This window comes from Nocardia sp. NPDC059154 (genome assembly GCF_042755705.1).
Lineage (GTDB): Bacteria > Actinomycetota > Actinomycetes > Mycobacteriales > Mycobacteriaceae > Nocardia.
Window position 1 is genome coordinate 50,832 of the sequence record NZ_JBHZCS010000006.1, and the last position, 15,400, is coordinate 66,231.

General features: G+C 69.6%; 14 protein-coding genes. 7 read left to right on the forward strand and 7 right to left on the reverse strand.

The features are described 5' to 3' along the window. Positions 1-128 precede the first annotated feature (128 nt). Positions 129-1,028, forward strand: a complete 900-nt coding sequence (locus tag ACFXN1_RS07560) for a hypothetical protein (protein WP_379437863.1) — start codon at positions 129-131, stop codon at positions 1,026-1,028. 82 nt (positions 1,029-1,110) lie between these two features. Here ACFXN1_RS07560 and ACFXN1_RS07565 read toward each other — a convergent pair whose 3' ends face one another. After that, positions 1,111-1,413, reverse strand: a complete 303-nt coding sequence (locus ACFXN1_RS07565; RefSeq protein ID WP_379437862.1) for a putative quinol monooxygenase — start codon at positions 1,411-1,413, stop codon at positions 1,111-1,113. Between the two features lie 195 nt (positions 1,414-1,608). Between ACFXN1_RS07565 and ACFXN1_RS07570 the strand changes: the two genes are divergently transcribed. From ACFXN1_RS07570 to ACFXN1_RS07585, 4 genes are all read left to right on the forward strand, one after another. Continuing rightward, entirely contained in the window at positions 1,609-2,769 is a 1,161-nt protein-coding gene (locus ACFXN1_RS07570; protein WP_379437860.1) for an epoxide hydrolase family protein, read from the forward strand. A 131-nt stretch (positions 2,770-2,900) separates the two neighbouring features. Continuing rightward, the gene (locus ACFXN1_RS07575) at positions 2,901-3,470 is read left to right on the forward strand and encodes a Uma2 family endonuclease (RefSeq protein ID WP_379437858.1); all 570 of its coding nucleotides are present in this window, start codon (positions 2,901-2,903) and stop codon (positions 3,468-3,470) included. A gap of 130 nt (positions 3,471-3,600) precedes the next feature. Beyond that, positions 3,601-4,368 (forward strand): ABC transporter ATP-binding protein, encoded by a 768-nt coding sequence (locus ACFXN1_RS07580; RefSeq protein ID WP_379397238.1) that lies wholly within the window; start codon positions 3,601-3,603, stop codon positions 4,366-4,368. Beyond that, positions 4,353-5,921, forward strand: coding sequence for a hypothetical protein (locus tag ACFXN1_RS07585; protein ID WP_379437857.1), 1,569 nt, complete (start codon positions 4,353-4,355; stop codon positions 5,919-5,921). Before ACFXN1_RS07580 ends, ACFXN1_RS07585 begins: the two co-directional genes overlap by 16 nt. A gap of 104 nt (positions 5,922-6,025) precedes the next feature. Here ACFXN1_RS07585 and ACFXN1_RS07590 read toward each other — a convergent pair whose 3' ends face one another. Continuing rightward, positions 6,026-7,153, reverse strand: a complete 1,128-nt coding sequence (locus tag ACFXN1_RS07590; RefSeq protein ID WP_379437855.1) for a GDSL-type esterase/lipase family protein — start codon at positions 7,151-7,153, stop codon at positions 6,026-6,028. A gap of 110 nt (positions 7,154-7,263) precedes the next feature. Between ACFXN1_RS07590 and ACFXN1_RS07595 the strand changes: the two genes are divergently transcribed. After that, complete coding sequence (locus ACFXN1_RS07595) at positions 7,264-7,734, forward strand: MarR family winged helix-turn-helix transcriptional regulator (RefSeq protein WP_379397244.1); 471 nt, start codon at positions 7,264-7,266, stop codon at positions 7,732-7,734. Between the two features lie 100 nt (positions 7,735-7,834). Continuing rightward, the gene (locus ACFXN1_RS07600) at positions 7,835-8,677 is read left to right on the forward strand and encodes a patatin-like phospholipase family protein (RefSeq protein ID WP_379437854.1); all 843 of its coding nucleotides are present in this window, start codon (positions 7,835-7,837) and stop codon (positions 8,675-8,677) included. Between the two features lie 7 nt (positions 8,678-8,684). Here ACFXN1_RS07600 and atzF read toward each other — a convergent pair whose 3' ends face one another. The 5 genes from atzF to ACFXN1_RS07625 form a co-directional block, all read right to left on the reverse strand. Beyond that, positions 8,685-10,298: an allophanate hydrolase gene (gene atzF, locus ACFXN1_RS07605; RefSeq protein WP_379437852.1), complete on the reverse strand. Its 1,614-nt coding sequence runs from the start codon at positions 10,296-10,298 to the stop codon at positions 8,685-8,687. Positions 10,299-10,340: 42 nt separating this feature from the next. Next, entirely contained in the window at positions 10,341-12,275 is a 1,935-nt protein-coding gene (locus ACFXN1_RS07610; protein ID WP_379437871.1) for a 5-oxoprolinase/urea amidolyase family protein, read from the reverse strand. Between the two features lie 74 nt (positions 12,276-12,349). Then, positions 12,350-12,967 carry an urea amidolyase associated protein UAAP2 gene (locus ACFXN1_RS07615; RefSeq protein ID WP_379437851.1) on the reverse strand — a complete coding sequence of 206 codons (618 nt, stop codon included), beginning with the start codon at positions 12,965-12,967 and terminating at the stop codon, positions 12,350-12,352. Then, positions 12,964-13,710, reverse strand: coding sequence for a DUF1989 domain-containing protein (locus ACFXN1_RS07620; RefSeq protein WP_379437849.1), 747 nt, complete (start codon positions 13,708-13,710; stop codon positions 12,964-12,966). Before ACFXN1_RS07620 ends, ACFXN1_RS07615 begins: the two co-directional genes overlap by 4 nt. Before the next feature lie 91 nt (positions 13,711-13,801). Then, positions 13,802-15,382: an amino acid permease gene (locus tag ACFXN1_RS07625; RefSeq protein WP_379437848.1), complete on the reverse strand. Its 1,581-nt coding sequence runs from the start codon at positions 15,380-15,382 to the stop codon at positions 13,802-13,804. Between the last annotated feature and the right edge of the window lie 18 nt (positions 15,383-15,400).

The window sequence follows — 15,400 nt, forward strand, 5'->3', positions numbered from 1 at the left end:
ACCGCCCGGGATGCGGTGAGGATCCGAGTATTCGTCTGTGGGACACGCCGGACGTCGGGCACGCGGGCGAAACGGACAGTTTGCTGGAACTCGAAATACGCACTCGGGCAAGGCGATACGTTGCTGTGGTGCCGTCCATCCGCCACGAAGTTCCGCTGCAACTGCTGCGTCACAGACCCGAGGTGGCACCCCGGATCGCCCGCAACGTGCTCGGCCTGCCGGTACCGGATCTGCCGTGCTGGCGACCAGGACCCGAGACAGTCACCCTGCTCTCTCCCGGCGAACTGCATCTGGACATCGTCCTCGTCGGCACCACCGCCGACAAACCGGAGTTCGCCATCATCCACGAGGTCCAAAACTCGGGTTGCACGGACGAACTGGAACGTATCGCCCTGAGCTGGCCTGCCTACGTCACCCACGTGCGTCAGCGCCTCGGTTGCCCGGTCGTACTGCTGGCGTTCTGCCCCGACGAACGGATCGCCCTCAAGGTGGCCACACCTGTCGAAACCGGGCATCCCGATTTCGTTTTCCGAGCACGGACCTATTGGCCGGGCATGTTGCCGGCGATCACCACGGTCGCCGAGGCGGACCAGTGGCCGGAGTTAGCACTGCTGTCAGCACCGGGCCATCTCGGCGATGCCGAGCGTCGCCGCGTGCTCACAATGGCCCTCGAGGCCATGCAACACCTCGAGCCGGACCTGCGTGTCCACTACCATGACTACATCAGCAAATGCGTACCTTCCCGGTACCGGAAGGAGTGGGAGGAGCTCGTGGCCATCGCAATCGAGAACTACCACTGGGAGAGCGACTTCGCCCGCGAACACCAGGCCATCGGCCGGGCCGAGGGGCGGACCGAGGGCCGGGCTGAAGCGCTGGCCGGGTCGGTGTTGCGGATTCTCGAACGTCGTGGGCTGGCTGTCGACGCTGCCGTTCGAGCGCGCATCGTGGGCTGTTCGGATCCCGATCTGCTCGCCCATTGGCTGGATCGGACGCTCGAGGTGGATTCCGCCGAGCAGGTTTTCGACTGATTCAAGATCAGGGAGCTCTGGGCGTGGGTTTGTCTGGATTTCCGCGCTCAGGGCTCCCTGATCTTGGTTGGTGGGTGGAGAGTTACGACCGGGGGTCTTCGATTCGGGTGCCCTTGATGAGCCAGGTGGGGCCGGTGGCGAAGGAGTTGATGATGTCGAAGAAGCGGGCGAAGTGGGGGCCTTTGGCGTGGAGGTTGAAGGCGGGCTCGTCGTCGTAGGCCTCGTTGAGGTAGAAGCGGTTGGGGTTGTCGGCGTCGGTGATCAATTCGAAGCGGCGGGTGCCGGGTTCGTCGGCGGCGGAGTTGCGGCCGTCTTCCAGGGCGGCGGCGATGAACTCATCGCGGCGGTCGGCGGGGACGTCGAAGCTTACGGCGATGTGGTACATGGTGTTTCGTCCTCTGCGGGTGGTCGGGATGCGGTGACGAATCGATATTGCGGCGGCGGGGCTCGCCGACCCGGTGCCGAGCCGAGCCTAGGCATCGGATGCCTACCGAGTTGGGCTGTCGCGGGTAGGTGCGGCGCGGGGAATAACGAATTGTCGTGATGTGGAGGGCCCCTCTTTATCGGAAAACTCGATGTCATGAGCGACACCGGCATCCGCCCCTTCCGCATCGACATCCCGCAGGCCGACCTCGACGACCTGAACCAGCGCCTGACTCGCACCCGGTGGATCGACGAGGTCCCGGGCACGGGCTGGGAACGCGGCGTCCCCACCTCCTACCTGCGTGAACTCGCCACCTACTGGGCCGAGAAGTTCGACTGGCGCGCCATCGAAGCCAGCCTGAACGCCCACCCGCAGTTCTCCACCACCATCGACGGGCAGCACCTGCACTTCCTCCACATCCGCTCCGAACGGCAGGACGCGACGCCGCTGCTGCTCATCCACGGCTGGCCCGGCACCCCCGCCGACTTCCTGGACATGATCGGCCCGCTGACCGATCCGGCCGCCCACGGCGAGGCCGACGCCCCGGCCTTCCACCTGGTCATCCCGACCCTGCCGGGGCACGGCTGCTCCGGGCCGCTGACCGAAACCGGTTGGGACGACGGGAAAGTCGCTGCCGCGCTGGCCGAGCTCATGACCCGGCTCGGGTATGTGCGGTTCGGGGTGCACGGAGGCGACCACGGCGCATTCGTCGCGCCGCGCGTGGCCCGAGATTTCAGCGACCGCGTGATCGGGGTGCACGTCAACGCGCTGGTCACCTTCCCCACGGGCGACCCGGCCGACATGGCCGCGCTCACCGAGGCGGAACAGCAGCGGCTGGCGGCGATGAAGCAGTTCCAGGACGACGGCTCCGCCTATATGAACCTGGCCGGGTCGCGGCCGAACACGATCGCGCAGCTGCTGGCGGATTCGCCTGCGGGACAGCTGGGTTGGATCGTGGAGAAGTACAAGGAGTGGACCGACGCCGGCCACGAGCTGCCCGAGGACGCGATCGATCGGGACAAGATCCTGACCACCGTCGCGATCTATTGGCTCACCGACACCGCCCGCAGTGTCGCCAACTACTACTACGAACGCTTCCACGACTACACGATGTTCGCCCCGAAGCCGAAGGGCACGGTCCCGACCGGCGTCGCGGTGTTCACTACCGCGGACTTCGCCATCCGCCGCTTCGCGGAGAAGGCCCACAACATCGTGCACTGGTCGGAGTTCTACTCCGGCGGCCACTTCCCCGCCCTGGAAGTCCCCGACCTGCTCACCGGCGACATCCGCGAATTCTTCACCACCCTCACCCGCTGATCGGAGCGCGCCGCAACTCGCCGTCGGGGTCGAGCTACCGTTCAGCCTTGTTGGCGGTGGTGTGCAACCAGATTGGGGAAAAGGGGGTGTTTGCCTTGGCGATGCCGGTACTCGAGCCAGACAATTCGTCTATGCATGTGCCTGCTTCCGATCGTTGGACCGCGGCCGATCTCGATCACCTTCCCGAGAACGGACTCCGGTACGAGGTCGTGTATGGGCAGCTTGTCGTGAATGCCGCGCCGAAACCCATCCATCAGCTGATGGTGTCCCAGCTGGGGCGGATACTCGATTCGGCGCTACCGGACGGGCTCTTCATGATCCCCGGGGTCGGGGTGCTCATCGGCGACGACGAGCCGATCCCGGACCTGCTGGTGTGTGCGGGCCCGGTTCCCTGGGACGAGCGGGGGATACCTGCGGCGCAGGTCGTACTGGCGGTGGAGGTCGTCTCGCGCTCGACCGCCGCCATGGATCGCCGGATGAAACCGGACCTCTACGCAGACGGCGGGATCCCGAACTTCTGGCGGATCGAGACCAATCGCTTCAAGGGGCAGTTGTCCAGCGAAGAGCTCCCGGTCCTGTTCGCGTACGCGCTGACGGAGAGCGGCGAATACGAATTGGTCGCTCGGTGCCCGGCCGGCCGGGTTGCCGCCCTGAACCTCCCCTTCGACATCGCCTTCGACCCCGCATTGCTGCGGCCGTAGCGCGCCCTGATGCGCGAGCGCCGGATTCGAGCTCCCGGTTGCGGTGGAGTGCGGGTTGAGCGATATGTCTGGCAGTGGAGCAGCATGCTTATCGTGAAAGGGCGGTAGGTGGGGGTTCCGAGGAGGGCATATGACTGTCGATGGGCAACTGGCGCTCGAGCTGGACGGGCTCTACAAGAAGTTCGGCGGGCCCTGGGTGGTCGAGGGGGTGAGCCTGGCGGTGCCGCCAGGATCGTTCTTCGGGTTGGTGGGGCCGAACGGGGCGGGGAAGACGACGACGTTGTCGATGGCGGTGGGGTTGTTGCGGCCGGATCATGGGGCGGCCCGGATCTTCGGGCACGAGGTGTGGGCGGATCCGGTGCGGGCGAAGACCGTGGTGGGGGTGTTGCCGGATGGGTTGGCATTGCCGGAGCGGCTCACCGGGCGGGAGTTGTTGAATTTCACCGGGTTGCTGCGCGGGATGGACAAGGCGACCGTGGTCGGGCGAGCGGACGAGCTGCTGCACGTGCTCGAGCTGGATGGCGCGGAAAACACGGTGGTGGTTGATTATTCGGCGGGTATGCGGAAGAAGATCGGCCTCGCCACCGCTCTGCTGCACGCACCGAAACTGCTGGTGCTGGATGAGCCGTTCGAGGCGGTGGATCCGGTGTCGGCGGGAACAATTCGAACGATCCTGCAGCGGTTCGTGGCCGCGGGCGGATCGGTGGTGCTGTCGAGTCATGTGATGGCACTGGTGGAATCCATCTGCGACCGGGTCGCCGTGATCAACCGGGGACGGGTGGTGGCGGGCGGGACGCTCACCGAGGTGCGCGGCGAGGGCACCCTGGAGGAGGCCTTCGTGCGGCTGGTGGGCGGACGCGTGGGCGGCGAGGAGGGGCTGTCGTGGTTGGCGTCCTGATCCGCATGCGGTTGCGTATCACCGCGCGGCACATGCGGGAAGGCCGTGCGGCACTGAACTTCTGGACCGGCAGCATCTTCGGCCTGATCGCCGCGGTGGCCACCGCGCTCATCATCGCCCGCGCGCACGAGACCGTGCACGGGGGAGTGACGGTGGCGGCGGCGATCTTCGCGGCCTGGACCCTCGGCTGGATCTGCGGCCCGGTGCTCACCGGCAGCAGCGACGAGACCCTGCAACCCGAGCAATTCCGCCTGCTGCCCTTGACGACTCGGCAACTGGCCTATGGGCTCGGCGCGGCGGCCTTCGTCGGGCCGGCACCCATCGTGAACCTGATCGCGTTCGGCGGCCTGGTCCTGCTCGCCGCGCCGATCGGCCTGGGCGCCACCGCGATCGCGGCGCTCGGCGCGGTCCTGCAACTGGTATTCGTGGTCCTGCTGTCGCGGGTCGTGGTGGCCTGGCTCGGCGCGGCCATGCGGTCCCGGCGCGGCAAGGACCTGGGCGTGCTCTTCGCCGCCCTCATCGGCCTGGCGTATTACCCACTGAACCTGCTGGTTTCGGCCGTCGGCCCGAAACTGGAGGGCGACCACAGCGGTCTGTCGGTGACGCTGCGCGCGGTCCCGTCGGGCTGGGCGCCCTACGCCGTCGAGGCCGCGGCCCGCGGCAATTACCTGCTCGCCCTGCTGCCCCTGCTGGGCCTGGTGCTGCTGTCGCTGATCCTGTGGCAGTCCTGGGCGGTCCTGCTGGAACGCCGCCTCACCACCCCGGCCGCACCCGCCGGCCAGGTGGTCGACACCGGTGGCGGTCTGCTCGACCGTTTCATCCCCGCCACCGCGGTCGGCGCCGTTGTCGCCAAGGAGCTGCGCACCTGGTGGCGCGACGGCCGTCGCCGGGCCGCGCTGCTGCCGCTGCTGCTCATCGGTTTCGTGCTGCCGATCTTCCTGTCGCTCCGCACCGGCGGTAGCGGAACCATCCCGTTCTCGGGCGCTTTCGTGGTGTGGCTGGCCACCATGTCCAGCACCAACCTGTACGGATTCGACGGCACCGCGATCTGGCAAACACTGGTGACGCCCGGCGCGCCACGCGCGGATGTCCGCGGCCGCGCCTATGCCTGGCTGCTCCTGGTCACCCCGCCGTCGGTGCTCGCCACCCTCATCCTGCCCGGCGCGCTCGGCCGGCCGTACCTGTACGTCTGGGCGCTGTCGACGCTGCCGGTGCTGGTCGGCGTCGGTGCGGGAGCCGTGGTGTTCCTGTCCACGCATGCCGCCTTCGCCCTGCCCCCGCAGCGCGGCAACCCGTTCGCGGGCTCGGGCAATCCCGGCTGCCTGAAGATCCTCATGCAGTTCGCGGTGGGCCTGGTGCAGTTGCTGACGGCGGCCCCGGTCCTCGCAATACTGGGAATCGGTGTGGCACTCCACAACTCGCTGCTCCAGTGGGCGGCATTGCCGATCGGCATACTGCTCGGCGGGGTGGGAGCCGCACTCGGAATCCGCTGGGCGACCACCCGGTTGGAGGCCCGTGGACCCGAGCTGCTCGCCGAGGTCAAACCGCGCTGAACGGCGTGTGCGGCTGGGCCGGGATGTGGCGGATGACCTGTGGGCCAGTGGATTACGGCAGGATCAGGCCGCCGGGCCGCGCCTGTCCTGACCCGCCCGGCCGCTCACCGGAAGGCGGGCGGCAGCGCGGTGAGATCCACCGCCTCCGCCATGGCCCGGGCCCCGTCGTCATTGAGATGCATGCCGTCGCCGCTGTCGAACTCGGGCCGGATGAAGTCCGGATCCGCCGGATTCTCCACGGCCGCGGCCACATCGAAGACGGCGTCGAACACCGTGGTGGTGCGCAGCCACTCGTTCACCGCGCGCCGCACCGGAGTGCCCTCGGCCACCGCCAGGCCCGGGTAGATGGCCCCGCCGAACGGTCCGATGGTGTTGGCGTAGATCGGCAGTCCGGCCGCGTGCGCCCGCTCGGCCAGCGCGGTGAAGCCGGCGATGAGCGCCCCGGCGGTCGCGGTGCCGGCCAGGATCAGGTCATTGATGCCGAAGTTGGCCCACACGGCCGCGACCCCCGGCACCGACGGCACGTCCCGCTCGAACCGGGCCAGCCCGTGCTCGCCGATCTCGTCGGTGAGCAGCCGGTTGCCGCCGATGCCCTGATTGACCGCCCACCCGGTGGCCAGCCGCCGGTTCAGCACATCCACCGACCGGCGGTTCGCGCCGTGGGTCGAGCCGAAGCCTTCGAACCACGAGTCGCCGAAGGCCACCAGCACCGGAACCTCGGAGTCGACAGCGACGTCGATTCCGGTGAGGAGGAACCGCGCCGCGGTCTCCTCGGCATCGGACGGAGCAGCGTCGCCCGTCCGATCGCCCGCGCTGATCCAGCTGCTCTCGACCGGGAACTGCGCGAACGCGGGCAGCGCCGGTTCGGGCAGGTACACGCTCAGCGCGAGTTCGGTTCCCGCCTCGACGGCCAGGTCCACCGGGTCGCTGACGATATCGGCCCCGGCCGGGATCCGGATGGACGCGGACCCAGCGAACCGCACCGCGGTATCGGTCTCGGGCACGATCTCGACACCCGTCTTGCGCACGGCGATCCGCGCCGCGCCGATCACGAGTTCGTCCGTGCCGTAGCGATTGGTCAGGCGCACACGCAGCCGTGACCCGCCGCCGGCCACCCGCACCACCTGCCGCACGGTCTCGCCGGCGAAGGCCCGCGGCTCCGCGAGCTTGATCTCCTCGGCCGGATTCACCAGCGGCGCACGGAATCCCGCCACCCAGCGCTCGGTCGTCATCGGAACCTCCATGTAGTTGCATTGCGGAATATTGCGTCAGCAACAAGATATCGAAAATGTTCCGCATGTCAACTATCCGCACTGAAAATGTCTGGTCTAGGCTGGTCACCGTGGATCCCAATCTCTTCGACGACCCCCGGCTGACCGCGATCGGCCTGCTCTACGAGGCTCACGACGGGCTCATCGCCCGGCTCGAGGAGACCTGGAAGCGCAATGGCCTCTCGGGACTCGACCTGAATGCCCTGCTGCGCCTGAGCCGTTCATCCGGCCGCAAGCTGCGCATGACGGATCTCGCCACCCAGACCAGCCTGTCCACCTCCGGCGTCACCCGGCTGGTGGACCGCCTGGAGCGCAACGGCTTCGTCCGCCGCGAGGCCGATCCCGCCGACCGGCGCAGCTCGTACGCGGTGCTCACCGCCGCCGGGGCCACCCGCGTGGCGCGCGTGCTGCCCGCGTACCTCGACGGCGTGGACCGCTGGTTCACCGGCCTGCTCAGCCCCGAGCAACTCGACCAGCTCACCGCGAGCCTGCGCATCATTCGCGACGCCACCAATCCCGACGCGACGCACGTCTCGGAATGAGTGGTGGAAATCAGGGCCATCGCCGCCGTTCCGGCGGCCCAGCCGGTAGTTTTCGTACCGCAGGGTGTCTTTCTCAGCGGGTAGGAAAGTGAGAGCGGGTATGACGACGGAACGTGCGCTGGTGATCGGCGGCGGCGGGGTGGCCGGGATCTCCTGGGCGACGGGCATTCTCGCCGGGCTGGCGGATGCGGGCACCGACGTGACCGGGGCGGATCTGCTGCTCGGCACCTCCGCCGGATCCAATGTGGCCGCCCAGGTGGGCAGCGGGCTCGAACTCGCGGAACTGGTTCGGCGGCAGGTGGATCCGGCGGTACAGAGCCGCGAGATCGTGCCCTCGATGGAGAAGTTCGCCGGGCTCTGGGAGACGCTGGCCGCCATCATCGAGGAACTGCAGGTGGATTCGGTCGAGCGCCGCCAGCGCATCGGCGCGCTCGCGCTGCAGGCGGAGTCGGTCCCGGAGCCGGAGCGGCGGGCCGTCATCGAGACCCGGCTACCGGTGCACGAATGGTCCGATCGGGATGTCCGGATCACCGCGGTGAACGCCGAGACGGGCGAGCTGCGGGTCTTCGACAAGGATTCCGGTGTCGCACTGGTCGACGCGGTGACCGCCAGCTCCGCGGTGCCCATGGTGTGGCCCTGCGCCACGGTCGACGGCGCGCGCTACACCGATGGCGGCGTCCGGACGTCGGTCAACGCCGATCTCGCCACCGGCTACGCCCGGGTGCTGGTGATCGCGCCCATGCCGGACGCGGAACTCGAGGCCCAGGTGGCGGGCCTGGTCGCGGCCGGCGCCCGGGTCGAGGTGATCGCCCCGGACGAGGCGGCCACCGCGGCCTTCGGCCTCAACCCGCTCGACACCGCCACCCGGGTCCCGTCACTGGAAGCCGGTCGCGCGCAGGGCAAGGCGGACGCGGACCGCGTCCTGGCGCTCTGGCAGAACTGACGGACCGTCAGCTCACCGCCCCGGCCGCCAGCGCCGCGCGCCAGCCGCCGTATTCGCTGATGTCCTTGGCGGATTCGGCGGCCGCGCCGGTGCACCCGAACCCGGTGTGCCAGGTGCCGTCGGCGAGTTCGACCGCGCCCAGCTGCATGGGGGCGGGCAGGGCCGCGAGGAATCGGCCGAGGGCGGCGGGCGAGAGCAGCCAGCGTTCCCCGGCCACCGCGACACCGGATTCCATTGCGGGGACCCGGGTTACGGCCGGTTTGGGCGGCACCGTGTCCAGCGCGCCCAGGCGGTAGTGCGGAGCGGTCTCGACCGGGCCGCACCAGCGCGCGCCCAGGTCGGTCAGCTGGTGTTCGAGGGGCTGGCCGCGCAGGTGCGCGCCGAAGACGATCAGATCGTGCGCGGCCGCGGCCGTCACGGGCCAGCACGGCTCGCCCGGGTCGAGCGGGGCGCCGGTGACAAGGGCCGCGATATCGAGCGCGACAGCATCCTCGAAGGCGCGGGCCAGCACGGTCACGCCGAAATGCGGCTCATCCGTGGGGATTGCGACCGCGCAGAGGTCGAAGAGATTGCAGAAGTTGGTGTAGGTGCCGAGCCGGGTATTCACGGCAATGGGATCGGCGGCGACCTCGGCAATGGTCGGGTGGGCCGGTGCGGTCGGGGTCAGCAGCGCGTCCGCCCCCGCGAGGCTCGCCATGGCGGTCGCGCGCAGGCGTTCGAGCGCGGCCAGATCGGTGACCAGTCGATGCGCGGGTAGCTCGCGGGCGGCACGGATGATGGATCCGACTGTGGGATCGGCCGATTCGGGGTGCGCGTCGATGAATTCGCCCACCGCCGCATAGCGTTCGGCGACCAGCGCGCCGTCGTACAGCAGTCGGGCGGCGGCCAGGAAAGGCTCCGGATCGACTTCCATGATGGTCGCGCCCCGATCGCGCAGTGTCGCGACCGTCCGCTCGAAGGCGCTGTGCCACTGCGGATCCAGCTCCGGCAGCGCGCTGAACACCGCGATCACCGGCTGCGGCGGCGCGGCCAGCCGGGCGTCGGCGGGCCACGGCCGGCCCGGCGCACCCGCGGCCATGACGCCCATGGCCCGACTTGCCAGGCGCAGATCGGCGGCGAAGATCGTCACACAGTCATAGGAGCGGCAGGCGGGGACGACGCCCTCGGTGGAGATCACGCCGACGGTGGGCTTGATACCGGCCAGGCTGTGGAACGCGGCCGGAACGCGCCCGGACCCGGCCGTGTCGGTGCCGATGGCGATATCCGCCTCGCCGGTCGCGACCGCGACCGCCGACCCGGAACTCGAACCGCCCGGGACATATCCGGGTCGCAGCGCGTTCTCGACGACGCCGTAGGGCGAGCGGGTGCCGACCAATCCGGTGGCGAACTGATCGAGATTGGTCTTGCCGACCACCACCGCACCGGCCGCGCGCAGCGCGGCGACCGCGGGCGCGTCCCGATCCGGCGTATACGCGAAGTCGGGACAGGCGGCGGTCGTCGGCAGGCCCGCGACATCCACATTGTCCTTGACGGCGAGGCGCAGTCCGGCCAGAGCGCCTGCGGCGGTGGCGATTTCGGCGTCCACCTCGGCGTCCGGGCGGTGGTGGATCCACACGGTCATGGGGTCTCCTAGATCTGGGATGGAGCGAACAGGCCGAGGCGCTCAGGGTGTTTCGGCGAGTTCGCCCGCCTCGCGCCAGGAATTGCGTTCGGCGGCGAAGGCGTCGGCCTGCCGGGCACGGAACTCGTCGATGGATGCGGCATTGTCCGACAGGAACTTCCGGTAGTCGACGAGACGGAACTCGCCGTCCTCGGCCGGCAGCGCGCCGCGGCCCGCAGCGGTGTCGGCGCGCAGGTCGAGCAGCTCCTCGGCGCTCACCGGATACCAGCTGATGCGGTCGAAATACCGCAGCAGCCACGGGTCTTCGCCGACACCGCTGGAGCGGTGGTTCCACACCTGGGTGGTGCGCCCGACGAACTGGTAGCCGCCGGGACCCTCCATGCCGTAGATGCAGAGGTAGGCGCCGCCGATGCCGACCGCGTTCTCCGGCGTCCAGGTACGGGCCGGGTTGTATTTGGTGGTGACCAGCCGATGCCGCGGATCGGTCGGCGTGGCCACGGGCGCGCCCAGGTACACGTCGCCCAGACCGAGGACCAGGTATTCGGCCGCGAACACGGTATCGAAAACCTCGTCCACGGAGGCCAATCCGTTCATCCGGCGGATGAACTCGATATTCCACGGGCACCACGGGGCATCCGCGCGCACGCCGTGTATATAGCGGGTGATGGCCTCGCGGGTGGATGGGTCGTCCCATGACAGCGGCAGCCGCACGGTGCGGCTGGGGACCACCAGCTCGTCGGCGGGCGGCAGCTCGGCCTCCACCTCGGCGAGCAGGCCCAGCAGGGTACGGGTGGGCAGCCGGCCGGGATCATGGCGCACCTGCAGCGATCGCACGCCCGGGGTGAGTTCGGTGATCCCCGGTTCGGACCGTTCCAGCAGCGCCTGGTGCAGGGCGTGCGCGCGGGCGCGCAGCTCCAGATCCAGTGTCATGTCCCCGTATTCGACGAGCAGGCCGTCATTGCCCGCGCGCCGATAGGTGACCGCGGTGTCCGCGCCGTCGCGGCGGGCCAGGACGCCGTCGTCACCGTCGCCGCCCGTGGACAGCACGACCGGCCAGGCGGCCCGGCGCTCGGCCCCGAGCTCGCGCAGCGAGGCCGCGTGCTCGGCGCGGACCGGGACGAAGCGCACGCGGTCGCCCGGCGTGAGCTGGCCCAGCTTCCAGCGCTCGGCCGCCACCACGGTGACCGGGCAGACGAAGCCGCCCAGGCTGGGGCCGTCCGGGCCGAGCAGGATCGGGGTGTCGCCCGTGAAGTCCAGCGCGCCAACGGAATACGCGTTGTCGTGGATGTTGGACGGGTGCAGTCCCGCCTCGCCGCCGTCCCGCCGCGCCCACTGGGGTTTCGGGCCGATGAGCCGCACCCCGGTCCGATCGGAGTTGAAGTGCACCTCGTAGTCGGTGCCGATGATGGTGTCGAAATCGCTGCGGGTGAAGAACTCCGGTGCGCCGTGCGGTCCCTCGGTGACCGCCAGCTCCCAGCGCCGGGTCAGCACGGGCTGATCGTCGCCGGTCACCCCGGCCGTCACCCGCCCGGGCGCCCCGAGCGCGAACTCATCGCCCGCCGCCAGCGCCCGGCCGGTACCGCCGCCGAACTTGCCGAGGGTGAAAGTCGCACGGCTGCCCAGGTATTCGGGCACCTCGATACCGCCGGCCACCAGCAGGTAGCACCGCATTCCCGGCCCGCGCACCATGCCGATGTCCAGCACGCCGCCCGCCGGCACCAGCACACTGCGCCACTGTCGCGCCGCGCGGCCGTTCACGCTCACGGGCACCGGCGCACCGGTGACGCACACCCAGGTGGCGGCGTCGAAGCGCAGGGCCGGTCCGCCCAGGGTGCACTCCAGCCCGGCCGCGCCCTCCGGATTGCCGAGCGCCCGATTGCCCAGCCGGAACGACAGGTCGTCCATCGGGCCGGACGGCGGCACCCCGACATGCCAGTAGCCCACCCGGCCCGGCCAATCCTGCACGGTCGTCTGCATGCCCGGCCGGATCACCTGGAATATCGCGGCGGGGGACGAGTGCTCGGGTGCGGTGAGGTCCGGCAGCACGGCGGTCATCGGGTCACCACCATGCGCACCGGGGTGGGGTCGAAGCCATTGCAGGGGTTGTTGATCTGCGGGCAGTTGGAGACCAGCACCAGGGTGTCGTTCTCGGCGCGCAGCGTGATCTTCTTGCCGGGCGCCGAGAGCCCGTCCACGATGCCGAGCGTGCCGTCCGCCTCGACGGGAACGTTCATGAACCAGTTGATGTTCGAGACCAGATCACGCTTGCCCAGCCCCCACTTCAGACCCTCGGCCAGGAAGTTCTCCACACAGGCGTGCTGGTGGCGGGTGTGGTGGCCGTAGCGCAGGGTATTGGACTCCTGCGAGCACGCCCCGGCCACGGTGTCGTGATTGCCGACCTCGTCGGCGACCACCGTCATGAGCGGGGTGCCCGCCTCGGTCAGCAGGACGCTGCCGGTGGTCAGGAAGATATTGCGCTGGGCCGTGATCGTCGCCTGCGCGCTGTACCGGTCGGTGTGATCGGCGGCGTTGTAGAGGAGGCAGTCCACCGCCTGATTGCCGTGCAGATCGATGATGTCCAGCTGGTCTCCCGCGCGTACCACGGCCGACCAGGGGGCGCGGGCGGGGACGGTCTCGTCGAGTACGACGGTGCGGGCGGTGGTGATCATGCGCGGGCCTCCAGAGTGCGTGCGTGCCAGTCCTGTTCGGTGTTCTCCACCGCGCGCAGGTATTCCGGGTCGGTACCGTGGGCGAGCGCGAGCTCTTCCGGGGCGGACCACGCCACGAGGTCGAGCTCGGTCGGCGGAGTGGGGTCGAGCGGGTGTTCGGCATTGGCGACCAGCAGGGTCACCGGCAGCTGCACGAGCAGGTCGACCGCCGCGCCCGCGGCCGCGCCGCCGGTGATCGTCAGCGCGCCATCGGATTCCACGCGCACACCCCGGAAGAACGACACCGTCGGGCCGATATCCCGCGGCTCGAGCCCCTGCTTGACCCCGGCCAGCCGCAGGCCCTGGCGCGCGGCGGGCGACGGACCGCACAGGGTGTCGTGACGGCCGGAGGAGTCCGCGATCACCGTGGCCAGCACCCGCCCCTGATCGGAGAGCAGCGGGTGGCCGACGCCCAGATACGCCTGCCACGGCACCTTCACAGTGTCGGCGACATTCAGCCGTTCCCAAGGCGATTCGGCTCGCAGCAGCAGCAGATGCGCACACGCCGCGCCGAACGGATCCGACAACCGCACCCGGGTACCACGCGCGAGCACCACATTCGCGTATCCACCCGCCGGAATCCGCTGGGCGAACGTGATTTTCGCGATGTCGACGTCCACGGGGAGCTCGGGCCCGACGCGTTCGGCGGCGGCCGCCTGGGAGCGGGCATGATCCCGCGCGCCGGTGGTGTTGGCTGTGCTCATTGCTACTCCGTTTCTCGGGAATCGCCGGAGGCCCCGCCGGCGGTGCAGGCGTTGGCCGGGCTCCGGCGGTGTCATCGGAATGTCCTGTGGATCAGGCGATTTGGGGAATGGGATCGGTGACTACGCCGCGCGCGGGGGTCACCACCCGGTGCACCACCGCGCCGACCGCCACCGTGAGCAGCACGAACAGCGGTGCGGCCCAGAGCATCCACCAGCCGCCGCCGGTCGGGGTGTAGACCGCGGCCCGCGGCCAGGCCAGGTTCACCGCCATGGCGATGCCCCAGATCACCGCGAGCGCATTGATCGCAATGCCATAGCGGCCCAGCGCGAACAGCTTCGTGCCGGCGGCGTCGCCGGCGATATCGGCGGGCCAGCCCTTGACCCGGCGCACCAGCAGCGGCACCGTGACCAGTAGGTACGCGAGGTAGAGCATGACGATGCAGACACTGGCCAGCGTCGCGAAGATGGCGGCATTGCCCAGGTTCACCACCAGCAGGCCGATACCCAGCACGCCGATCACCACAGCGGGCCACACCGGAGTGCCGAAGCGCGGATGCACCGTCGACAGCGGCTTGGCGAACGGCAGCCGCCCGTCGCGGGCCATCGAGAACAGCAGCCGCGAACCGGCCGTCTGAATCGCCAGGGTGCACACCGTGATCGCGCACGCCACGCAGGCCAGCACCACCTTGCCGGGAACGCTGGTCAGCTTGGCCTCGATCACGTACGCCAGCCCGCCACTGGCCAGCGAGCCGTCGGACAGGCTCGGTGCGGCCATGAGCGCGCCCAGCAGGATGAGCCCGCCGCCCAGCGCGGACACGGCCAGCGCCGACAGAATGGTGCGCGGCGCGACGTGCCGCGGATTCCTGGTCTCCTCGGAAAGCTCACCGGCGGAATCGAATCCGACCATGACGTAGGCGGCCATCAATCCGGAGGCCAGGAAGGCGGCCCAGTACGGCCCGGCCGCGGCTTGATCGGTGTGCGTGACCACGCCCGGCCCGCGGTCGGTGTGGGTGAAGAACACCGCGATCACCGCGATCACACCGATGATCTCGATGGTCACCCCGAGCGAGTTGATGCGCGCCATCCAGTCGATGCCCACCACATTGATGAGGGTGGTGATCACCAGCAGCACGCTGCCCAGCAGCACCGCGTTCGACGCCCCGTCGCGGGAGGTGAGATCGCTGTTCGTGCCGATGAGCTGGAATCCGGTCCAGATGGTCGGCAGTACCACCTGCAGCGCGATCGCGGCCGCCGCGGCCGTGACGATCTGGGCGATGATCATCATCCAGCCCGCGAACCAGCCGACGACCTCCCCGGCCAGCCGGCGCGACCACTGATAGATGCAGCCCGAGATCGGGTAGCGGGCGGCCAGTTCCGCGAAGTTCGGCGCCACCAGGAACTGGCCCGCGAACACGATTGGCCAGGTCCAGAAGAAGGCCGCGCCTCCGAAGGAGTAGCCGAAGCCGAAGAACTGGAAGATCGTGGTCAGGATGGAGACGAAGGAGAACCCGGCCGCGAAGGAGGCGTAGCGGCCGAGCTTGCGGTGCAGCACCGGCTGATAGCCGAAGCGCGCCAGATCGGCGCTGTCCGAGCTGGTTTCGGCGCTGCTCGTGCTGGTTTCGGCGGTGACCGGCGGGGGCTGGGAAATGATGGCGTCGGCGGAGGCAACCATGGCGGTGAGTCTTTCGCG